General features: G+C 44.5%; 16 protein-coding genes. 14 read left to right on the forward strand and 2 right to left on the reverse strand.

The window, feature by feature from the left end:
- Positions 1–177 precede the first annotated feature (177 nt).
- The 12 genes from HOP38_RS07370 (at position 178) to HOP38_RS07425 (ending at position 7360) form a co-directional block, all read left to right on the forward strand.
- The gene (locus HOP38_RS07370; RefSeq protein ID WP_198557768.1) at positions 178–561 is read left to right on the forward strand and encodes a hypothetical protein; all 384 of its coding nucleotides are present in this window, start codon (positions 178–180) and stop codon (positions 559–561) included.
- 46 nt (positions 562–607) lie between these two features.
- Positions 608–997 (forward strand): MAPEG family protein, encoded by a 390-nt coding sequence (locus HOP38_RS07375; RefSeq protein ID WP_198557769.1) that lies wholly within the window; start codon positions 608–610, stop codon positions 995–997.
- A 387-nt stretch (positions 998–1384) separates the two neighbouring features.
- Positions 1385–1834 (forward strand): YHS domain-containing (seleno)protein, encoded by a 450-nt coding sequence (locus tag HOP38_RS07380; RefSeq protein WP_124941110.1) that lies wholly within the window; start codon positions 1385–1387, stop codon positions 1832–1834.
- A 12-nt stretch (positions 1835–1846) separates the two neighbouring features.
- Entirely contained in the window at positions 1847–2122 is a 276-nt protein-coding gene (locus HOP38_RS07385) for a hypothetical protein (RefSeq protein WP_198557770.1), read from the forward strand.
- A gap of 206 nt (positions 2123–2328) precedes the next feature.
- On the forward strand, positions 2329–2856 hold the full coding sequence (locus HOP38_RS07390; RefSeq protein WP_124941112.1) for a PH domain-containing protein: 528 nt from the start codon (positions 2329–2331) through the stop codon (positions 2854–2856).
- Positions 2857–2906: 50 nt separating this feature from the next.
- Positions 2907–3536, forward strand: a complete 630-nt coding sequence (locus HOP38_RS07395) for a DUF1349 domain-containing protein (RefSeq protein ID WP_198557771.1) — start codon at positions 2907–2909, stop codon at positions 3534–3536.
- Between the two features lie 32 nt (positions 3537–3568).
- Positions 3569–3985, forward strand: coding sequence for a GFA family protein (locus HOP38_RS07400; protein WP_062460236.1), 417 nt, complete (start codon positions 3569–3571; stop codon positions 3983–3985).
- Between the two features lie 160 nt (positions 3986–4145).
- Positions 4146–4856 (forward strand): HAD family hydrolase, encoded by a 711-nt coding sequence (locus tag HOP38_RS07405; RefSeq protein ID WP_124941114.1) that lies wholly within the window; start codon positions 4146–4148, stop codon positions 4854–4856.
- A gap of 193 nt (positions 4857–5049) precedes the next feature.
- Positions 5050–5802: an SDR family oxidoreductase gene (locus tag HOP38_RS07410; RefSeq protein ID WP_006072358.1), complete on the forward strand. Its 753-nt coding sequence runs from the start codon at positions 5050–5052 to the stop codon at positions 5800–5802.
- 10 nt (positions 5803–5812) lie between these two features.
- The gene (locus HOP38_RS07415) at positions 5813–6214 is read left to right on the forward strand and encodes a DUF1801 domain-containing protein (RefSeq protein ID WP_124941116.1); all 402 of its coding nucleotides are present in this window, start codon (positions 5813–5815) and stop codon (positions 6212–6214) included.
- A gap of 199 nt (positions 6215–6413) precedes the next feature.
- Entirely contained in the window at positions 6414–6881 is a 468-nt protein-coding gene (locus tag HOP38_RS07420; RefSeq protein WP_006072362.1) for a 2TM domain-containing protein, read from the forward strand.
- Between the two features lie 2 nt (positions 6882–6883).
- Positions 6884–7360 carry a GNAT family N-acetyltransferase gene (locus tag HOP38_RS07425; protein ID WP_198557772.1) on the forward strand — a complete coding sequence of 159 codons (477 nt, stop codon included), beginning with the start codon at positions 6884–6886 and terminating at the stop codon, positions 7358–7360.
- A 60-nt stretch (positions 7361–7420) separates the two neighbouring features.
- Here the strand turns inward: HOP38_RS07425 and HOP38_RS07430 are convergent, their stop codons facing one another.
- Positions 7421–7609: a hypothetical protein gene (locus HOP38_RS07430; RefSeq protein WP_006072365.1), complete on the reverse strand. Its 189-nt coding sequence runs from the start codon at positions 7607–7609 to the stop codon at positions 7421–7423.
- Between the two features lie 116 nt (positions 7610–7725).
- Between HOP38_RS07430 and HOP38_RS07435 the strand changes: the two genes are divergently transcribed.
- Positions 7726–8292 carry a nucleotidyltransferase family protein gene (locus HOP38_RS07435; RefSeq protein ID WP_198557773.1) on the forward strand — a complete coding sequence of 189 codons (567 nt, stop codon included), beginning with the start codon at positions 7726–7728 and terminating at the stop codon, positions 8290–8292.
- A gap of 19 nt (positions 8293–8311) precedes the next feature.
- Here the strand turns inward: HOP38_RS07435 and ggt are convergent, their stop codons facing one another.
- Positions 8312–10081, reverse strand: a complete 1770-nt coding sequence (ggt, locus tag HOP38_RS07440) for a gamma-glutamyltransferase (protein ID WP_198557774.1) — start codon at positions 10079–10081, stop codon at positions 8312–8314.
- A 447-nt stretch (positions 10082–10528) separates the two neighbouring features.
- On the opposite strand from ggt, the gene HOP38_RS07445 reads away from it, so the two are divergent.
- Positions 10529–22657: a VCBS domain-containing protein gene (locus HOP38_RS07445; RefSeq protein WP_198557775.1), complete on the forward strand. Its 12129-nt coding sequence runs from the start codon at positions 10529–10531 to the stop codon at positions 22655–22657.
- Positions 22658–22704: the final 47 nt, after the last annotated feature.

A 22704-nucleotide genomic window follows, 5' to 3' on the forward strand; every position in this document is an offset into this window, starting at 1 on the left:
TGGATAAGCCGATAAAGTGGACCTGTTCTAGTACTGTTAATGTGAACTCCACAGTCACTAAAGTAGATTACCAACACTCTACCTGAATATGCCGCAGTGATTCCAGTCGCAATAGTAGCAAGCAATCTGTCTATCAGTGGGTGGTTCATAGAACATAACAACCAGGAGGAAAGTTCTATGAAACGTACAATCGAATTTGTTGGGTTACATCGAGCGTGGAAGATGGGCCTGTCTTCGTTAGTGGGAGGGGTTACGGCTGTATTAGTTGTTCACTTTGTATTCTCAAATAAACAAAGTGCTATGGCATATGCAAGTGTCTTATTTGGTGCGGTGTTTCAGGTTTTAATCACGATCAGAAACAATGAAAGTCACCTGACTGCTGATAATGAAGATGTCTACCTTTACGATATACCAGCGGCATTAAGGTATCAAAAGTCGCTATTGGGTAAACCCTATATTAGAGTTACTTCTCTAACCCAGACTGGTTATCATAGAAAGAGGGTGTTCCAGTCTTGGATATCAGAAGAAGATTGGGACTTTATGTTGAATAAATGTACATGATAGGTCCCACAAAGGGCTGTAGGACAACCTTTACAAGGATTAGAACTTGACGACATTAGTACTTTGTTTAGTTATTGCGGCACTACTGCCTTATCTAGCAAAAATGCCTCTTGCAGTCGCAATGCATAGAGCTGGAGGTTACGACAATAAAAATCCCAGAAAACAGCAAGCAAAACTCAAAGGGTTTGGCGAGCGTGCTTTAGCGGCACACCAAAATGCTTTCGAATCTTTGATTGTATTTGCTATCGCGATACTGCTGGCCATTGCAACGGGAACCATTAATGAGACCGTACAGTTTTTAGCGGTAGTGCACATCGTATTTCGTGTTATTTACAACATTCTTTACTTGCTCAACAAAGCCACGTTACGTTCTTTATCTTGGACTGTTGCAATAGGTTGCTCTTTTGCGATTATGTTGCAGAGTATGCCTAGTTGATGGCAGGTTATTTATTAGGCCCATTTCTTCATTTAGTGCAACTCATAATGGGATGTGGTTTAGTCCGATGAATTTGAAGTGTGTCGAAGTATACGAGCGGTTAGCGTAATCCTCACCAAATAGGCATCATAATGTTCTAAGCAACAAGTAGAGGCCGACATGTCGAAGTTTGAGTTCATTCAATTGCATCTTATTGAAAAAGGGGTACCGAAAGATTTAACCAAGCCAAGTCCTTTTGTTTTTAGGGACCTCTTAATGGTTGCAGGTATTTGTTACTTTACTTCCCTAGGCTGAGTTTAACGGATTAGTACTTTTAAACTATCGCGTGAATGAAATCTTTCGCTGCTTTCTCAGTTCTTTATCTATGGTGATAGAGGAGGGTGCGTTATGAAATACTCAGCAAGATTGTTTTCGATAATACTGATGTGGTTAAGTTCGTGGACTTATGTTTATGCACTGGAACCCACCTATAGTGATTTTTTTGGCAAAGCGATAAAAGGTTATGACCCAGTTGCTTACTTTACGGTAGGTAAACCACTAAAAGGTGATAGTGATATTACTTATGAGTGGAATGGCGCTAAATGGTACTTTTCGACACAGGAAAACCGGCAGCAGTTTGTTTCTAACCCAACAGCTTATGCGCCTCAATACGGCGGATACTGCGCGTGGGCTGTAAGTCAAGGCTACACGGCTAGCATCGATCCTAATGCTTGGTATATTTTCGAGAATAAGTTGTATTTGAACTATAGCAAGTCAGTTCAAAAAAACTGGCAAAAGGATATTAGCGGGAATGTACAAAAAGCTGATTTAAATTGGCCTGAATTACTTAAGAACTAAATTGAGGGAAAAATGGATTTTGAGTTTTATAACAAAGGTGATAGTTACACTTACCTTTGTATAGAGTCAGCAACGTTCAAAGAAGAGTCTACTCAGTTAATCAAACAAGGTTTTGTCGAACAATCGTTAATTATCACAGTAGTATCGGCAGAGGAAGCCGAGGCTATTTACAAAAGTGAGCACCAAGGTTTCTTAAAGAAACTGTACATGCTGATATCTTCGATTGGATTGCAATCTCAAGCACTAACTCTCCCAGCCCTACCAAAGGATTGCTACTCTTCTATTTGAAATCATTCTGATACTTGCATCTTGTGCCTGTCAGATTCTAAGAAGGTGGAAATAAATCTTAACCTAATTAAACGCTGCTATATAAATAATTGTTACTTGAAAGTGACGCTCTAACTGATGGACGATAAGGCTACAACGGAAAGCACTGCTAAGAACAATACTAGGAAAAGAGAACTGGCGGTTTTACTAACACCCAAGGAAGAAGTATGCACATTATTCAACAAGCACTTGAGCCAAGAGAGAAGTTGATTTGGTCAGGGCAGCCAAAGCAGGGAATCGTATTCCGACGTACCGACCTGTTTCTGGTTCCGTTTAGTTTACTTTGGTGTGGTTTTGCGATTTTTTGGGAATTTACTGCGTTTAACTCGGGAGCGTCGATTTTCTTTTTACTGTTTGGTGGGGTGTTTGTCGTTATTGGTTTGAACTTTGTACTAGGTCGTTTTTTCTGGGACTCCTCTCAAAGGAAGAAGACATTTTATGGAATTACCAATGAGAGAATCATCATAGTTGATGGCTTTGTGCAGAGGAATATCACCTCATTGAACATCCAAGCGCTTCCTGAGGTCAGTTTGTCGGAGCGTTCTGATGGATTAGGAACCATCTTACTGGGCTCGCAAAGTGCGACGCAACGTGGAATGACTCTATCAGGCACACCCAAAGGTGTACCCAAGTTAGATTTAATTAAAGACCCCAATTATGTTTTCAGTATTATACGTAGCGCTCAGAAACACTGATACTTATTGGTATGATAGGGCCTACAACAAGAAAGCAGTAGAACTTAACAATGATAGATTTTACGACAGCGAAATGGTTATACAAACCGAGGAACAGTGAGGTAACTAAAGGGTCTGTATCAATAACCACAGATCCCGAGACGGACTTTTGGCAGCGGTCTTACTATGGCTTCAGAAATGATAACGCTCCAGCACTACAACTTGAGACAACTGAGAATTTCACTTTCACTACGAAAGTACAATTTGACTACCAAGCTCAGTTCGATCAATGCGGTTTAATCATTTATCTAGACAGCGAAAACTGGTTTAAAGCTTCGATTGAGTATGAGAATGAAGAGTATTCAAGGCTAGGCAGTGTTGTGACAAACCTAGGTTATTCGGATTGGGCAACGTCCGATATTCCATTGCCAAACGAGATTTGGTATCGCCTAAGTCGTCGTGGTCCTGACTTTCTGATTGAGTCGTCATCTGATGGGCAAACCTTTAAGCAAATGCGGATTTTCCATCTTCATCAATTGGGTGAGACGACGGCTGACATGGGGAAATCAAATCCACCTTTACCTGCCCAAACTCCAGTGAGGTTTGGTGTTTATGCTTGTAGCCCTTTGCAATCTTCATTTACCGCTAGATTCACTGAATTGAATATAGAACCATGCAAGTGGTTAGCTCACGCTGTTTAATGGAATTGGAAAAGCTAACATAAGGAGATGTTATGACAAAGACAGTAGCTGGTGGCTGTTTGTGTGGCTCAGTGAGATTTGAAGTTCAAGACAACTTTGAGAACTTTTACTTTTGTCATTGTGAGCAATGCCGCAGGGTAACGGGTTCTTCGCACGCTTCAAATGCGATTACCCATAAAAACAACATAGTTTGGACTAAAGGTGAAGAACTGACTGTTCGATTTGACCATCCGAGCGGTGCATTCACTAAGGTATTTTGTTCACGCTGCGGCTCGGGTTTACCTCATGAATCGCAGAACGGGAAGGATTTGGTTGTTCCTGTGGGCTGTTTGGATACTGCACTCTCTTTGTCTCCCAATGCTCAGATTTTTTGTTCGGAAAAAACGGAATGGTTTCGTAAGGGAGTAGTCGCCCCGGAATATCTTGGCTTTATGACAGAAGAACATTAGTGTATTTGAAGCGTTTACGAGGAAGGTATGGGTAACACTGCGTATCAATCTGTCCTTTTCTGCGATACCTCACAGTCATCAATATATAAACCATTAAAGTAGAGCGCTGAAACCAACTAATCTTCTGATAAAATTAAAAAAATTAGGTGATTTGAATATAATGAAGTTAGACGCAATACTCTGGGATTATGATGGCACGTTGGTTAACTCTGTGCCAAAGAATATTGATATTACCAAAACGATTTTATCGATAGTCGCACCACACCTATCAAACGAGAATTTACCGAAATACTTGCTTAGTGAAGACTTGTACCATGAAGCGAACCATGGTGCTAAGAATTGGCAAGAGCTATATGTTGACTACTATGGATTAACACACGAAGAAATGCTTGTCGCTGGAGGAATGTGGGCTGAGCATCAGGAGAAAAACCAAACGGAAGTTTCTCTGTTTAATGGCATTCAAGGTGTTATCGAGCAATTCTCTAATATTCCCCACGGCATCTGCTCTCAGAACTCTCAAAACAACATTCGTCGTGTGCTGAAAAATCACGGGATCAATTTGCCATTTAAGTCGGTTGTCGGTTATGACGATGTTCCTGATGGAAGCCAAAAACCAAATCCTTATGGCGGCATCAAATGTGTAGAGTCCATTTTGGGAAGCAAAAATGAACAATTGCTGATGTATATCGGCGATCATGAAGCAGATACGCAGTTCGCTCGTAACTTGCAGAAAGAACTAGGGACAGGTTCTAAGGTCATCTCAGTTGCCGCAGCTTACAGTCGTTCAGAGCCAGATGGATGGCTAGCCAAGCCTGATTATGTTGCCCATAAAGTAGAAGATCTACTTCAAATAATCGGGAAATATGCGTAACGGTATCAGAAAGAAACTTCGACGCACTTCGGGTAATCGGCAATAACTATCGGTGATTGTACTTCGTATCGCAGGCTGGTTAACACTGCTACGACTCATTTGTGTTGCTGTGTTTGGTGGTATGCCCAAGTACTATTTCTTTAATGTGTTAAGGTAATGGACTCCAAGATGCATGAAGTCGGGATTTAGTCGTATGGATAAGAATAAAGCAGTATTGATTACTGGTGCGGGCCGAGGTATAGGAGCAGCTACCGCCACACTTTTTGCAAAGAAAGGTTATGCGGTATGTATTAACTATAGGTCTGACGTAGGTTCTGCTTCGGTTTTGGCTGAAAGTATACAAGCGCAAGGAGGGCGATGCATCACTGTTCAGGCCGATGTATCTGATGAAAATGAAGTTCTGCGCTTATTCTCGACCGTTGATCGTGAATTAGGAACACTATCGGTGTTGGTAAATAACGCGGGTATTTTAAAACCGCAGACTCGCTTAGAGGATATGTCCGCAGACAGAATCAACACCATACTAACAACGAATGTCACTGGTTATTTTCTATGTGCAAGAGAAGCGGTCAAACGAATGTCGACGCGCAATGGTGGTAGCGGCGGTTGCATTGTAAATGTGTCGTCTGGAGCAGCGCGTTCAGGCTCACCAAATGAGTATATTGATTATGCCGCGTCTAAAGGTGCAATTGATACCCTCACTAAAGGGTTATCGTTGGAAGTGGCTTCAGAAGGTATTCGAGTGAACTGCGTTCGTCCAGGGCTGATATATACGGATATGCACAGTGATGGTGGGGAGCCAGGGAGAGTTGACAGGCTCAAATCGGTTCTACCGCTTGGTAGAGGTGGTCAGCCGGAAGAAGTGGCAGAAGCGATATATTGGCTTGCATCGGATAAATCCTCCTATTCAACGGGTAACTTTCTCGATTTAGCTGGTGGCTTATAACGGGGTTTTCATGGACAAATCTGTCGAAGAAAAATTCAACCAATATCCGAATGAAGTGCGTTCACGGATGCTCGAACTCAGGACGTTGATCTATCAAGTAGCTAAAGAGCTTGAGCTTGGTGAAGTAAAGGAATCGTTGAAATGGGGAGAGCCGAGTTATTCAGTTGAGGGAGGGAGCCCAATACGCATAGATTGGAAACTTAACACTCCTACTCAATACTATTTGTACTTCAACTGCCAATCGAAGCTTGTTGACACCTTTAAAGAGCTTTACGGAGAATCGCTTCAATTCCAAGGTAATCGCGCTATCATTCTATCTACTTCAAAACCACTCCCTTCAATGATTAACCAATGTGTCACTTTGGCGTTTACTTACCATAACGTTAAACACTTGCCATTATTAGGGCAGTAAAGTAGTCGCAAAGCGAAAAATAAGTAACTTTTATTGTGTGTCACGCATTGTTGTTGTCTAACTTGGCTATATCAGAAGTCAGAATGTAATTTTTAAGTATCTGATAACTAAAGAGTGTCATAGCGGTGACAGATTGCTGTCGTAACGATTTTAGCTCCAAGTAAGTACAGTTGTTTTGCAACAGCAGAAAGGATAAATGATGATTATTAGAAAACTCAGATTACAACGTGGTTGGTCTCAAGAACAATTAGCTGAATTAAGCGGATTAAGTATAAGGACGATTCAGAGAATTGAGCGAGGGCAAAAGCCGGGTTTGGAGTCCCTAAAATCACTAGCTGCTGTATTTGAAACAACCATCACTGAACTACAGCAGGAGCCTAAAATGACCAGTAAAGTAGAGATCACTCAGGAAGAACAGAACGTTATCGATCAGGTAAGATCTATCAAAGGTTTTTACTCTCACTTAATGACGTATGTGTTAGTTATGACGTTACTGTTTACCATTAACATTGTCACGGACCCTAGCTATATTTGGGCATGGTGGCCAGCGATGGGATGGGGGATCGGCATTCTCAACCACGGAATCAATGCGTTTGAACTGTTTAGCTTCTTTGGTCCTAAATGGGAAAAGCGACAAATTGAAAAGCGTCTCGGAAAAAAACTGTAGAAATGAAACAAGTGACAACACAACCCTTAAATAGCTTTCCAGCGACGTTTCAAACGCTTGAAGTTATTGAACCCACAATGTTGAAAGAACTAGAGCGACTATTTCAGCTTAGTTGGAGTGACTTTAGATTTGATGTGGAACGTAAGGAGGGCATTCCAAACCCTATTGCGGCGTTGAAGGATGGAAAGCTGATAGGTGGGCTCGCGTTTACTTTATTTTCGTCTCCGGAAGACAGTGGCAGCGATAAAAATCCACCTAATGTAATTTGGCTTAATGCATTGTATGTTGATGAAACTTGGCGAGGTCAGGGGGTTGCCCGCCACCTCATCGACTGTGCAATTCACCTGATGTCTAATACCGAACAGAAAACTCTGTTTGCTTATACTGATGTGCCGTTGATGTATCTACATCTTGGATGGAAAACTATCGACTCTGAATGTGATGAGAATCATCAAGTGGTAGGAGTGGAACTCACTTAGAGTTAGAGTGCTTTATTTTCGATGCTGGTAGACGTAATAGAGGCTAACCAGCATCATAAGTTATTTATATCTTGCCTGTTTTAAAAGGCCAATCAGTTCATCTTCGGTATTTGGTGTTCTTTCTAGTTTAAGTTGTGGTGAACTGCCTCCCCAAAGCATATAGGCTGTGTCGGTACAGTGATCGTGATGAAACCATCTACCATCGATACAAATGTCGGTATAGCAGCGTGGGTCCTTTTTTAACTCCATAATGCTTGTCTCCTTGTGTTTAACACCTTTACAACATAAAACCAATATCAAATTAATAATTTGATTTAAGTCAATGAAGAGCGTCTTTTAATAATGTGTGTGGTGATATAACTCGTATGCGAAATAATCCAAATGAATGTTTTGAAAAATTGACCAAGCTATTGGTACAAGATGAGAACCGAATTAAGTTGCTCAAATCCATTCGGGCACTCTCTATGCCTTCCTATCGCCTTTATGTAGCTGCGGGTTTTGTTCGGAACTTAGTTTGGGATTCGCTGCATCAGTATCAATTTTCAACGCCGTTAAACGATATTGATGTGGTTTATTTTGATGATCAGGTGGAGGGGCTAGAGATACAGCGAACGATCGAAAAAGAGCTATCCAAGCAACACCCTCGCTATCATTGGCAAGTCAAGAACCAAGCGGTAATGCATACTCGTAATGGCGACAAACCATATAAAAGCTTGCAAGATGCGATGTCTTATTGGCCCGAGAAAGAAACAGCTATAGCCGTTAGGCTGCTCGACAATGACCAAATCGAAATTGTTCACGCTTTTGAACTGGAATCGTTGTTCGAGGGGGTTGTGAGTTATAACAGCAAGCGAGACTATCAGATATTTCTGAATCGCGTGAATGAGAAGCAGTGGTTAGAAAAATGGCCTAAATTGCATTTAAGCACTTAGGCCATTCATAGCAAGATGTCTATTTACCGAGCGCCACTCCTTCGCGTCTTGGGTCAGCGGCACCTTCTAAACCTGTTTCAGTAATTCGTATTGCGTGCAGACCAGAGTTGAGATCTCTCTTATTAACGCTATAGCCCATTGCTTCGAATTGCTGTGTATAGTCCGCCAGAGGCGTGTTTATTTCAACATCCATGGCACCGAAACGGTTAATCATGCGCGGTTGGTCAATGGCTTGTTGAATGTCCATTCCCCAATCTACGTGTGCAATGATGCTTTGCGCCACATAGCCAATAATTCTGCTGCCGCCGGGAGAGCCGATAGCAAGGTAAGGCTTATCGTCATGCATGACGATAGTCGGTGCCATTGAAGAACGTGGGCGTTTATTCGCTTCCACTCGGTTAGCCACAGGTTTACCATCTTTGTTGGCCACAAATGAAAAGTCGGTAAGCTCATTATTTAATAAGAATCCAGCTGCCATGACACGCGACCCGAATACGTTTTCAATGGAAGAGGTCATGGATATAACATTGCCTTGCGAGTCCACAATATTGAAGTGCGTTGTAGACGGAAGTTCTATGGCTTGATCTTGTGCCAGTTGAACGGTTTTTACTGCGGGTGGAGAGCCAGCGGATACTTTTTGCAGCGCTTCGTTTGGTGTGATGAGCGCGCTTCTTTCAGCGATATACTTTTGATCCAGCAGTCCTTTCACTGGTACATCGAAGAAATCGCTATCGGCCATGTATAGACCGCGGTCAGCAAATGCTAGCCTTGAAGCATCTGCTAAAATTTGCCAACTGGTTGGGTTATTACTTCCCAGCTCATTTAATTTGAATGGTTCGGTTAACATCAGAATCTGTCCCAGTGTTAGCGCGCCACTACTTGGAGGGCCCATGCCGCAAACATCGTATTGCTTATATGGGGCGCAGACGGCTTGTCGATTCTTTACTTGATAGTTAGCAAGGTCGGCCAGTGAAAGTTTGCCTGGATTGCTTGCTGCTTCCTTTTGAACGGCGTTGACTATCGCTGTAGCTACGGGGCCTTTGTAAAAACCGTCACTGCCTTTTTCTGCAATAGTTCTTAAGGTTTGTGCGTAGTCAGGGTTTTTTAGCAAGGTTCCTTGTGTTTTTGGGGTGCCGTCCTTATTGAGGAAATAAGCGGCTGTTGTTGGGTGTCTAGTAAGAAAATCGACGTCATTTTCAATGAGCATCGACAATCTTTCGCTGATAGTAAAACCTTGCTCGGCTTTCTGAGCGACAGGCAACACCACTTCATCCCAATCAAGAGCACCGTATTTCTGATGAACGTCCCAAAGCAGTTTGACTGTACCTGGTGTGCCCACCGAGCGACCACCTACCACTGCGTCATAGAACTTAAGTGGTTTTCCGTTCTTATCAAGAAATAAGTCACCATTGGCAGCTGATGGTGCTGTTTCTCTACCATCATAGGTGGTTAACCGCTGCTTTTTCGAATCCCAGTAGACAAGAAATGAGCCGCCGCCAATGCCACTTGATTGTGGCTCGACTAAACCTAGCATCAGCTGCACGGCAACCATGGCATCAACAGCGTTGCCACCGCGAGCTAGAACCTCAGCGCCAGCTTGTGTCGCTTCAGGGTTGGCTGCGGTTACCATCCAGTCTTTTGCTTTGACGAGTTGTTTGTCGCTCGTCCCGGTTGCCATTTCTGGTGCAAAGGCATCCGCCGCTTGTTGCGAAGCGTGTACACTGGATGAAGCGAGTAAGGCACTAATTGTAATCGCAATTAGTCGAGAGGTGGGCGCTTTAACTGACATCTGACTTCCTTATAATAGTGGGGTTAATTACCTGTTACCACAGTCTTTTTTACGTTCCTGAAAAAGATAATTCCTAATTCTAGTCTATTTATGTGCACTTGCTTCCGAAACTTACTTTGCTGAATTGAAGCCAAATAACACTGCTGTCATTTTCAATGATTATTGTTTTTATGTATGCGTCTATGTAACAAAGAGAGGTAAGAAATGCTCTTTATAATGAGTCGACAGCTAAGTGATGCAACAAAACGGGCTTGTTACTACTTGATGATAGTGGTACTTATTGTCGTCTACATTAGCCTGATTTGTTTTGCTGACTTAGACCAACTTGTAATGAAACTTTTGTTTTGATTCTATATAGAAAAATAAGCAAAACCGATAAGAATAATTAGCAAATTCTTCATCCATATCCTTAACTTTATGAAAGAGTTAGAAGTTAGGAATGGACGAATGACGGATAAAAAGAGTGATAAAGCGAAGACCCAAAGCGGCCAGAGTATAAAGGAAACTCTACCCCAAAAGACCGTTAGCCGTAAGAAGCAGCAAAAAAACGAAAAAAAACGTCGCCTTTTTAGTACCTTGCGATACCAAGTCGGTCTACCTCCTGCTTTAGCTCTGATATTACCTTCTCTAGCCACTAGACATGCAAGCGCTCAAGGTAATGAAAACTCGTTACGCCCAACTAGTCATCCAACCACAGAAGCACTGCACCATGGTGAGTCTTCTGATACCGATACCCTTCACATAGGTGCAAGTTTACAAGAGTCAGAGCTTGTAAACGCTGATACAAACGAAGCTAGAGACGCTCATATTGCGTCAAGTGCGAGATTGGAATTGCACCATTATAAAGTTCACGCCTACACAAACTCTCATTTATTGGCTACCAATAACGTTAACCAGTCCTCAGAACCAACTTCTTCGCCACGCAGTACTTTAACTGGCTTTCAAGACTATCTACACCAACCTTTTTCACATCAGAATGCACCGCAATTTATCAGGCCTGAAATTTCTAACCAACAATTACAGGTCAAAGAAGATGGGCAACTGGTGCATGGTCAATTGATTGCGACAGACAAAAACACCAATGAAACCATAAGTTTTGCTACAAATACTCATGTGGATGGCTTAACACTGAATCCAGATGGTACTTACACTTTTGATCCGACGGATACCGTTTATCAGAGCTTGAAAGAGGGCGAAGTTAAAGAACTGACAGTACCAGTAACAGTGACTGATTCCGCAGGACTGACATCTCATGCAAACTTCGTTATTCAAGTCACGGGTACTAACGACATCCCTAGTGTTATAGGTCAAGTTTCTGGTCACATTCAAGAAGACATCAATGTTGACTCCGCTGGTTTACTTACCGTTGCTGGACAAGTTCAAGTACAAGATATTGATCATGGTGAATCGCATACCTTAGCGGAAGTTATAAAAGGGCAATTTGGGACATTAACTATTGATGAACAAGGGCACTGGCAATATCAAGTTGATAACAGCCTCAATGCAATACAGCAGCTTTCTTCTCAACAGCAAATGACTGAAACAATATCAATCCATACCGCTGACCACACAAGTCAAAATATCCAAATAGTTATCGGTGGGAGCGATGATAATGCTGTCATTTCTGGGGTCGACTCTGGTGTAGTCGTAGAAGATTTGCATGTCAAAAATGGCAGCATAAAGACACAGGGTGACCTAACGGTTGTCGATACTGACTTAGGTGAAGCACACTTTGCTTCACAAGTACTTGTTGGCCAATTTGGTAGTTTGAGTATTGATGCGAATGGTCATTGGAGTTACGAAGCTAATAACCTACAAGCCGCAGTTCAACAATTAGGTAAAGGTGATGAACTACATGAAACGTTTACTGTAGCATCGGTCGATGGAACGACTCATGAAATAAAGATAGAAATTGATGGTGTTAACGACTCGCCGGTAATGACGAGCCAGTCGCAGTCATTTAAAGAAGATGGCGCGGTTTTCCATGGTCAAATGGTAGCCACTGATGTTGACCAAGACTTACTGACGTACACCACTTTAAACCCAATTGATGGCCTGACATTCAACTCAGATGGCAGTTATACCTTCGATCCTAGTCATGCCTCGTACCAACATTTAGCAGTTGGCGACACAAAGACTGTGAAAACCACTGTCATTGTAACTGATACTGCGGGTGGGCAAGATCAAAAAGAGCTGTCCTTTGTTATCAAAGGAACTAACGATAAGCCGACAGTAACTCCAATAACCGCTCAGTTCCATGAAGACCAGTCTCAACACCTTGACATCAACTTACTATCCCAAGCTCAAGATGTGGATGGTGACGCGCTAAGTGTGGGTAGCCTTTTTCAAGTTAAAGTGAATGGTCATATAGAGAGGCTTCCTGACGGTTTTGGCATAGTTAATGGTCATTTGCAGGTTGACCCATCAAGTTCTACATTCCAGCATCTTGCGCAAGGTGAGGTTGCGACGTTTGAGCTGAGTTACAAAGTTACGGATAGTCACGGAGCTTCAACGCCTCAAAGTGTCACTGTAAAAATTGTTGGTACCGACGATAAAGCGCAGCTGGTTTCTAGTTCAATAAATATCGGTGAAGCTGTTGCCGAGCACACCTATCACGGCACTTCTATCAAAGGAGCTCTTCAACTAACGGATATTGATACTACCGACAATCCTCAGTTCGTCGATATGATCTATCAATCTAGCTCTCGATTGGGTTCTCTTGCGCTACGTGCAGATGGGCACTACGAGTACTTTCTTCAAGGTAACTACGTCGGTACTGCCAATGCTCAAAAAACGGTGGCAGCATTGAAGCCTGGTGAGAGTATCACCGAAACCTTCAATGTGAAGACCGCCGATGGGCAAACAAAACCTGTCACCGTGACCATTCATGGTGAAGAAGATAGCGCTCAGATTGTTGTTAATTACGGTACGACAGACAATCACTTACACGAAGACTCGATGACGTCTCCGGCATACCCTTCAGAGCTATTTGCAACGGGTATCATTAAGGCTATTGACCCTGACCATGACGACGATCAATTGAAGCCTCAAACATTAGTGTCGGCCCACGGAGGTCACTTCACGGTGACAGAAACGGGCATGTGGCAGTACCACATTGACAACAGCTTGCCTGCGATTCAGCAGTTGGGCAAGGGGGAGAGTTTCCAAGAGCAATTTACCGTTGAATCAAAAGATGGTTCTGCGCAAAAAGTCATTACTGTGACGGTACATGGTACCAATGATGATCCTGAAGTTTCCTCGACAGTGACATTGCCACCTGGTAATGAAGACAAGCCTTATATCATCAGTAGCGCCGCCTTGCTTGCCAATGCATCGGATGTAGACGCAAATGATGCGGGACATCTATCAGTGTCCAACCTTATTGCACTCAAGGCAGACGGTACTTCCGCTGGCACCATTACAGATAATCACAATGGTTCGTTCACATTTACCCCAGAACTCAACTATAACGGACCAGTACGTTTTAACTACGAAGTCCTTGATGGACATGGTGGAAGCGTTATCACCTCAGCGAACTCGGTACTCAAGCCGGTGTCAGATAATGCACAAATAAGCTACGCATCAACCGACCATCATTTAGCGGGAGTTACAGAAGATAGGGGGTATATCGATACCCATGATGAGCTTCACTTTGAAGGTAAACTCGACATCGTCGACCCCGATCAAGGGGAAGCGGAATTTGATATTAACTACGGCCCGCAAACCTATAACGGCATAGGTTATGATACCAAGCTTGGCGGCCATATTCTGTTGATGCGCGATGGTCACTATACCTATACGATCCGAGACCATCAGCCTCAAGTTCAGTCATTAAGTCAAGGTGAAGTGCTTACCGATCAATGCGTGGTTCGAGCTAAAGATGGGACAACGTTTACGATTGAAGTAAATATACACGGCACTAATGATGCGCCAACACTCAGCGCACAAACACAGTCAGTGACAGAAGATGGAAGCAGTCTTAATGGACAGATGCAAGGCCGAGATATTGACCACGGTGCGACGCTCACATATTCGATAGCTCACTCTGTTGATGGGCTGACATTTAACGCTGATGGCAGCTACTCGTTTGACCCTTCTCATACTAGCTATGAACAGCTCAAAGACGGTGAGCACAAGATCATAGATATTCCGGTGACGGTGACCGATGAATATGGTGCAAGCTCGACGCAAAACTTGACCATAAACCTCCAAGGTAAAGGAGATGCCGCGGTTATTGGAGGCGTGGATACTGGTGATGTACATGAGAATCAAGCAGGGCAGGATAAGTCTCCTGACTATGCACAGCCCGGCATTGGGGTTATTGGTCAAGACTCTCTGACAACAAGCGGTCAACTGACGATTGTGGATCCTGATTCTGGTGAAAGTGAGTTTGACCCCAATGGCAAGGTGTATTCATATAGCGGTCAATATGGGCACCTACTGCTTCGACCAGATGGACATTGGGACTATGCCGTTGCTGCGGGTACTCACGATTGGCACTTAGGCTCCACCAAGACCACAGTAGGCTCAACAATCGACCAGTTGGGGCAAGGGGAAACTCTCACCGATACGGTCACCGTTCATTCCAAAGATGGAACTACTCACGATATTGTTATAACCATACATGGGGATAATGATGCTCCTTACGTTTCATCAGAAGTTACCTTGCAGTCTGGCAAAGAGGACGTCAGCCAAACCTTCACCAAGGCTGATTTGCTGGCGAATGCTGTTGATGTTGACAGTAACGATGCAGGATTGATGAGGGTCACCAACTTGCTTGCTGACCATGGCTCTATCCGCGATAACCATGATGGAACCTATACTTACACGCCAGAACTGAACTATCACGGTAAAATCCATTTCAGTTACGACATTCATGATGCCCATGGCGGTTCTACACCGACAGGTGCGTCGTTCGATCTTGCATCCGCCAATGACGCAAGTGTACTGGCTGCTGGACAAGATTCAGGTTCGGTGACAGAGGATCACCTGCGATCTGGTACCGCTGGGCAACTCTGGTCTGGTTGGACGAATTTAGATGTAACCGATGTGGATAGTGCTTCAGAGGCAGAAGTCGCTTTTATCGAAGTTAATGGTATCAAGCATGCAGTGCCAGCAGATTTTGGCATGAGCCTGACTGCAAACCATGGTTATTTCTCAACGACACATAGCACCGACGGTCAAAACAAATGGAGCTACACTGCCGATAATACTAGCTCAGAAATACAAGGACTGAAGACCGGGCAGCAGCTTCAGGACACTATGGTGCTCATCACAAAAGATGGTACTCGAATTCCAGTAACGGCGACCATCCAAGGTCAAGACGATCATGTCATTATTGACACTCCAGATGCGCTAACAGCGGCTATAGGAACGGCAGTTGAAGATATCAAAACGACTGTTGTTGGTATGCTTCAGGCGCACGATCTCGATAAGGGCGATCATGTCTCTTTTGAATTAACAGGCTCTGCGTCATCTCAAGCAGGCAGCTATGGTACCTTTTACGTCGATCCAGCTGGGCATTGGCATTATGACTTGGATGCTTCAAAAGTTGACTCATTGAGAAGTGGTGATGGGAAGGCAGAGGCATTTAACATTGTCGCTATCTCCAGTGATGGTTCCCGTGCGACTCAAAAAGTGGAAATACTCGTTAAGGGCACTGATGATGCGGCAATCATTACTGGCCAAAGTACTGGATCAGTGACAGAAGATCTTCACGTGCAAGGTGACGCAAGACACACAGTATTTACTGGTGGTGTTCTTAATGTAATAGATCCGGACATCGGTCAACGTGGCTTCCATCATACTTTGAATGCTCACGCGATTAGTGATCCATATGGCGGCAGCCTTTCAATAGACAAAGCGGGAGGTTGGATTTACAGCGTCCCGAATGGCAACCTACAACATTTAGCGCAAGGTGAAACGAAGCACGTTCAATATCAGGTGCAAACACTTGGCGGTGACACCCATGTGATTACTGTCGATATCGTAGGTACCAACGATACACCGATTCTTGTGGGGCAAACCCAAACGGTGAATGAAGATGGTTCGCTGCTCAATGGTCAGATGCAGGGAAGTGATATCGACCACGGTGCGACATTAGTCTACTCCATTGCCAAGCCTGTGGATGGGCTAACTTTCAATGCTGACGGTAGCTACACGTTTGATCCAACCAATGCGAGCTACGACCACTTAGCGAAAGGCCAGACTCAGATTCTCACCATTCCAGTTACCGTCACGGATGAGCATGGAGCAAGCGCGACTAAAGATCTCAATATCACTGTAACAGGCACCAATGATGCAGCGCAGATTACTGGTGCTGATAGTGGAGATGTCTACGAGTCAACCTATGCCGATCGCTCTCCTGATTATCAGAGGGGTATTATTTCCCACTTATGGAATGATTCGATACATACCTCAGGAAAACTAGACATTGTTGATCATGATTCTGGCGAGGCACACTTTGATAACAATGCTCCGACCTATCAGTATTTTGGTCAGTATGGCCGTTTAATACTCCAGCCTGACGGTGATTGGTATTATAGCGTTGATGTAGGCAATAGCGCGGTAGGTCGCAAAATAGATGAACTCAATACAGGCGAAAACCTGACCGATACCATTACCATCCGAAGTGCGGATGGCACGACTCATGATGTTGTTATTACCATCCACGGTGATAATGACTCTCCGTTTGCTTCTGGAGAGGTGCAACTCAATTCCGGAAAAGAGGATCTGGTACAAACGATCACTCAAGCGCAGTTGTTGGCCAATAGTATGGACGTTGATAGTAGTGATGCGGGTAAGTTGCACGTGGACAATCTTCAAGTTGACCATGGCTCTATCAGAGATAATCAAGACGGTACTTTTACGTTCACACCCACCAAAGATTACAACGGACAGGTACACTTTACTTATGATGTTGTAGATGCTCACGGAGGAACAACACACACGGGAGCAAATACTACTCTTGCCGCAGTGGACGACAAAACCACTATTACAGGTGCTGACCATGGCACTGCTACGGAAGATGTTGCCACTCACATGTCGACCAATGTAAACATCATGGATGCTGTCGACTGGCAAACGTTACAAATCACAGACGTGGACAGCCCGAATACACAAGTAACGGTTGAATTTGCTGGACAGCAATATACGTGGAATCTGGGCAGTGACCTAGATGTGACCACTCCGTTTGGTAAGTTTCAGTTTCATACCTTAGTGAGTGGGCCGCATGCGGGTGAGCATTCATGGAGCTATATTGGCGACAACTCTAATGTTCACGTTCAAGAGTTAAAGCACGGTGAATCACTTACCGAATCGATCAAGTTAATCGCCACTGACGGCACTGAATTTCCTATTACCGTCAAAGTAAGTGGTAGTGAGGATGGGGTCGTCATTGATTCTAAATCGGAGCTTGGTCATGTTGTAGAGAATGCTCAAACAGGCGCCTCTGTTGCAGGTAGCGTGACGGCACATGATACTGACCTTCATGACTCCGTGAGCTGGACAGCAACACCTACAAGTGGCATTAGTGGTCAGTATGGTTCGTTCCATTTAAGTTCCGATGGCCAATGGCATTATGACGTTGACCAAAGCAAAGCGACAAAACTAGGTGACGGAGACGAATACTGGGAGCACTTTACTATTGAGGCCGTGTCTACTGATGGCAGTAAGGTTTCACAAAGTGTATCGGTTGTTGTACGTGGTAATAACGATGTGCCCGTAGTGAGTGGTGAGGTGACTTTACCGTCTGGTAAAGAAGACTCGTCAATACATATTACGCAGGCACAACTTATCGCCAACGCTACAGATGCCGATTCAAACGACAGGGGTTGGCTGCATGCTCAAAATCTTACGGCAGACCACGGTAGTATCACCGCTAATTCGGATGGCAGTTTCACCTTCAATCCAGATCATGATTACAACGGCACCGTTCATTTTACTTACGATGTTGCTGACAGGCATGGCGGAATTACACATACAGGAGCAAACACGACATTAGCTGCAGTCAACGACCGCCCTGACGTTCAACCTATTACTGATAGTATCAAAGAGGACTCAACCAATAATCACTCCGTTGATCTTTTAACTGGCGCAACAGACAAAGAAGGGGATGCATTGTCTGTATCCCAAATCAAATATTCAGTCGATGGTGCTACCGCAACGACTAGTCTGCCTGACGGTTTGGTTTTAGGTGCAGATGGACATTCAGTGATTGTTGATGCAACACACTCAACTTTTCAGCATCTTGCCGTAGGTCAAGCCCAGCAAGTCGTAGTAAGCTATCTTGTTAATGATGGGCATGGAGGGCAGACACCGCAGTCGGCAACTTTAACGATTGAAGGTACCGATGACAAAGCAGTGTTGACATCCAATGTTATCCAAATGTCAGAGTCTGAAGCCTTATTAAGTAAAACGTCGATTTACCATGGCAACTTACAACTTACGGATCCCGACACGGGTGATCACACTCAATTTGCCTTTAGCGGTCGATATATGGGACAAGGTTATGCTCCAGGAGATCTAACTGTTTGGCCTGATGGTTCTTATCAGTTCCGACTGGAATCAGCTCGTAATCGACATGCCGATGATTTGATCGATAGCCTTCATAAAGGGGAATCGATGGAGATCCCTTATCAGGTCAGAACCAGTGATGGTCAGAAACTCAACATCATCGTTAAAGTCATTGGGGAAGATGATCAAGCAAGTATTGTCGTTGGGCAATATTCGTCATTAGATAATCATGCTTATGAAGATAACCTTTCACCGGGAAGTACGCCAAATCAAGTGTGGAGCGGTGGAAATTTACATGTTATCGACCCCGACCATGGTCAAGCGGGGTTCGTTACTCAGAGTTTTGATACGCCAGAAGGGGGACATTTCTCTATCAATGTTCGCGGCGGATGGCAGTACACAATTGACAATGCCAAGCTACAACATTTAGGCGAAGGACAAAGCTACCAGAAAACCTTTACGGTTGAGTCGATTGATGGAACCGCTCAGCAAACCATTACGGTGACCGTACACGGTACTAACGACACTCCAGTCGTGACTTCCGCGGTGAGCTTATCTCAAGGCACAGAAGACACGCCAGTCACATTGAACGCGGCGGATTTACTCGCGAATGCCAGTGATGTTGATGACCACAGTCAGTTGAGTGTGCACAACTTGAGTGTTGATCATGGGCAGGTAGTCGATAACTTAGATGGAACCTTCAGTTTCACACCAGAGAAAAATTATCACGGACAGGTACAGTTTACTTATGACGTCAAAGATGAACATGGTGCTTCAGTATCGACGTCCGCCACAATGAACTTAGCTGCCGTTAATGATGCGGCAACATTTACTGGCGATTCAGCAAGCCTTGTTGAAGATACCAACCTGCAACACAACACTCGATTTGCCGGTTCAACCACTATTCAAGATGCACTATTTTGTCGTGGAAGCCTTGTGATCTCTGATGTTGACGGACAAGGCGAAGCGGCACTAGATCTTAAAGGTCAGAACCAAATTTCGCAAGATGGTACCTATGGTCACTTCTTGATTAAACTAGATGGGACATGGGTCTATACTGCCGACAACAGCGATTCAAACATTCAAGATTTAGATAACGGCCAGACCTTAACTGATAGTATCGAGATTACCTCAATAGACGGCACTAAACATTCGATTTCAGTGACCATTAGTGGTTCGACGGATAGACCAACGATACATAGTTTCACGGACTCTGGCGTCCAAAACACGGGACCCATTGAAGGTAATCTCATTTCTGGTGTAGGCACCTCACAAGGCGCAGCGGCTGCGGCGACAGATTCAGACACTAATGCCCACCTTGTTCTTCAAGATATTCAGATACAAGACCCTGTGTCGGGGAATTACGTGGCTGTCACTCCAGGTCACCCTCATGCCATAGCGGGAATTGGCACACTGGCTATTGAAGCTAATGGTCACTACATCTTTACTCCTGAAACGGGCTTCGCTGGGAAAGTACCCAACATGGTATATCGAGTCGGAGACGATGGCGGTACCCCAGTTAATGATTCCTCGCAAAATACGCTATCCATAGAGGTTAAGCCGCCAGCTCAACATGCACCAACGGTGACACCACAAACGGTCACAAGCGATGAAGACCAAAGTCATATTTTCACCGCAGCAGAGTTTGGCTACCAAGATGCTGATCATGATGCACTAAACCACATCACGATTACTCAGTTACCTTCCCACGGTCTGTTAACCTTGAATGGTGTGGCTGTCACTGCCAATCAACAAGTTTCTAAAGCAGACCTAGACGCGGGTCATTTAACCTTCACACCAATACAAAATCAGAGCGGCGCTAATTATGCGCATTTTGAGTTCAGTGCGAATGATGGCCATCAAGACTCGGTGAGTGCATCCATGGTCATCGATGTGAACGCGATCAATGATGCGCCGACGGTTGGTTCAAGCTTTACCAGTTTACTGGAAGATACACCTCACAGCTTTACCAAAGCCGACTTCAAATACGCAGATGTTGATGGGGATTCACTGCATCACATTACCATTACCAGCATCGCTCATGGTTCACTGACACTCAACGGGCAGGCAATTTCTGTTGGTGATGACGTAGCCGCTGCGGATTTGGCTTCATTAATCTATACCCCAACACCGAACTACCATAGTGTTAATACGAGTGGCTTAGGGGGCATTAGATTTACGGCAAACGATGGGCATACTGACTCTAAGCCTGGAATGTACCTAATTAATATTGTCGCAGTTCCTGACCCTGCAGTATTCACAGGTGATTCAACGGGTCGAACTCAAGAGGATCTTCACACCCAAACAGCTGGGGTCTTAAATGTGGCTGACCCTGATGGCACGCAAGGTTTTATTGCGGTGCAAGGCGGTGTGGGTATTGTCGGTAGTAAAGGATATGGGCATGCGCATATTGATAGTAGTGGACATTGGACCTACGACCTTTACAACCAGCACCCCATTGTACAGCAGCTTAAGCAAGGCGAGACGGATACAGAAACCATTACAGTCCAAGCAAAAGATGGCACCACGCATGACATAGTGATAACGGTCACCGGAACCAATGACGTCCCTACGGTTTCAGAAAAAGTGCTACCAGGTCAAAGTACCAGCAGACACGTGGTGACCGAAGATGGCAACTTAACCTCAACCGGACAACTGACGACTCAAGATACCGATGGGGATACGCTCAGTTTGAGCCTAGATCCAAGTCATGGCGCGAGTTATGGTTCGGTACAACTAGATAGTCATAGTAATACTTGGACATATCATCTCGACAATGCTAACTCACGCGTTAACGCGTTAAATGATGGTGATGTGCTGCACGACACTTTTACTGTGCTGGTGGATGATGGGCATGGTGGGAAAACCAGCCAACAAGTTACTATGACCATTAATGGTCATACTGACCCTGTGCCTTACACGCCACCGACAATCAGTGTGTCTGTTGATGCTCGGCATGCTCGTCATGTAACCCCAACCATAACTGCCACCACAGTCCGAGATTACGCTCACCGTATAGGGCAGTCCGCCACAACGGCGAGCGGGCACCATGAGATAAATGGGCATGGCAGCTCAGACATTATTATTGTGCAAGGGCGCTTAACAGAAGAAGCCGAGCTGAAGAGTGGTAATGACATTCTTTATATCGGCGGTAGCTTGACAGACAAGGAGATTGAGGGGGGGCATGGTTCAGACACGCTAATCCTTGGTGCCTATAATCGCCAAAACGCACCACGTTTGCGTGACCATGGTGAAAAGCTCAGTGATGGGCATGAAGAGATGGAGATAGAAAGTATTGAAAACATCATTCTGGGTGATGGCACTGTACTAAAAGGGCACCTTCCTGCGAACTTTCCTGTTCAAAGCCAGGGGCATTATGAATGTGATGTGAGCATCCAAGCTCACCTGTCTTCTCATGATGAAACTGTCACGGATATCCGGATAACGCATTTGCAAACTCATGTCACTTTGCAAAGTGCTGGACATACGATTCACGCAAACCCAGATGGCAGTTACACCGTGCCTACAAACGGACATGTTACGCTGGTTTCATCTCAGCCTATAAGTGGCAGCCATCACTACTTTGCAACGGAAGTGACAACCCACAACTCAGCAACAGGGGTAAGTGCTGTTACGACTGAAGACCTTCAAGGACACACACATAGCCATATCAACCCACCGCCGCCTCCACCTCCGGTTCTGAATGATGAGCCGATGGACGATGACGCGGTAGCGGATGGAGAGTCTCTAACGATAATGTCTGCGCTAGGAATTAGCGATGCGACGTCGGGTAATGATGATCATCAGCAACATGATGCTTCAAACTATCTGGATAAATTAGGCATTACTCAGCAAGAGGGGCTTCAGCCTATCGAGCAAAGCGCGTTGCCTGATGATCTTGATATCGTTCTTGATGACGCGGAGCAGCATGATATTACGACCGAACATCAAAGTGATGTGGCGCATCATGGTGCTCAAAGTGATATTGAGCACTTCCAAGATATCGATAGTGACCATCAAGATATGCAAGATCCGACGTTACCAGATGATCCGACTCGCTAACAACAAAACGCCCTTGTTCATCAAGGGCGTTAGTCAAACTAGCGAAT

The organism is Vibrio mediterranei, from assembly GCF_013364395.1.
Taxonomy (GTDB): Bacteria; Pseudomonadota; Gammaproteobacteria; order Enterobacterales; family Vibrionaceae; genus Vibrio; species Vibrio mediterranei.

Coding starts and splice junctions, on each gene's coding strand:
- HOP38_RS07395 (WP_198557771.1), top strand. CDS start 2,907: ATGATAGATTTTACGACAGCGAAATGGTTATACAAACCGAGGAACAGT.
- HOP38_RS07415 (WP_124941116.1), top strand. CDS start 5,813: ATGGACAAATCTGTCGAAGAAAAATTCAACCAATATCCGAATGAAGTG.
- HOP38_RS07445 (WP_198557775.1), top strand. CDS start 10,529: ATGACGGATAAAAAGAGTGATAAAGCGAAGACCCAAAGCGGCCAGAGT.
- HOP38_RS07400 (WP_062460236.1), top strand. CDS start 3,569: ATGACAAAGACAGTAGCTGGTGGCTGTTTGTGTGGCTCAGTGAGATTT.
- HOP38_RS07435 (WP_198557773.1), top strand. CDS start 7,726: ATGCGAAATAATCCAAATGAATGTTTTGAAAAATTGACCAAGCTATTG.
- HOP38_RS07385 (WP_198557770.1), top strand. CDS start 1,847: ATGGATTTTGAGTTTTATAACAAAGGTGATAGTTACACTTACCTTTGT.
- HOP38_RS07405 (WP_124941114.1), top strand. CDS start 4,146: ATGAAGTTAGACGCAATACTCTGGGATTATGATGGCACGTTGGTTAAC.
- HOP38_RS07430 (WP_006072365.1), bottom strand. CDS start 7,609: ATGGAGTTAAAAAAGGACCCACGCTGCTATACCGACATTTGTATCGAT.
- HOP38_RS07410 (WP_006072358.1), top strand. CDS start 5,050: ATGGATAAGAATAAAGCAGTATTGATTACTGGTGCGGGCCGAGGTATA.
- HOP38_RS07420 (WP_006072362.1), top strand. CDS start 6,414: ATGATTATTAGAAAACTCAGATTACAACGTGGTTGGTCTCAAGAACAA.
- HOP38_RS07370 (WP_198557768.1), top strand. CDS start 178: ATGAAACGTACAATCGAATTTGTTGGGTTACATCGAGCGTGGAAGATG.
- HOP38_RS07425 (WP_198557772.1), top strand. CDS start 6,884: ATGAAACAAGTGACAACACAACCCTTAAATAGCTTTCCAGCGACGTTT.
- HOP38_RS07390 (WP_124941112.1), top strand. CDS start 2,329: ATGCACATTATTCAACAAGCACTTGAGCCAAGAGAGAAGTTGATTTGG.
- ggt (WP_198557774.1), bottom strand. CDS start 10,081: ATGTCAGTTAAAGCGCCCACCTCTCGACTAATTGCGATTACAATTAGT.
- HOP38_RS07380 (WP_124941110.1), top strand. CDS start 1,385: ATGAAATACTCAGCAAGATTGTTTTCGATAATACTGATGTGGTTAAGT.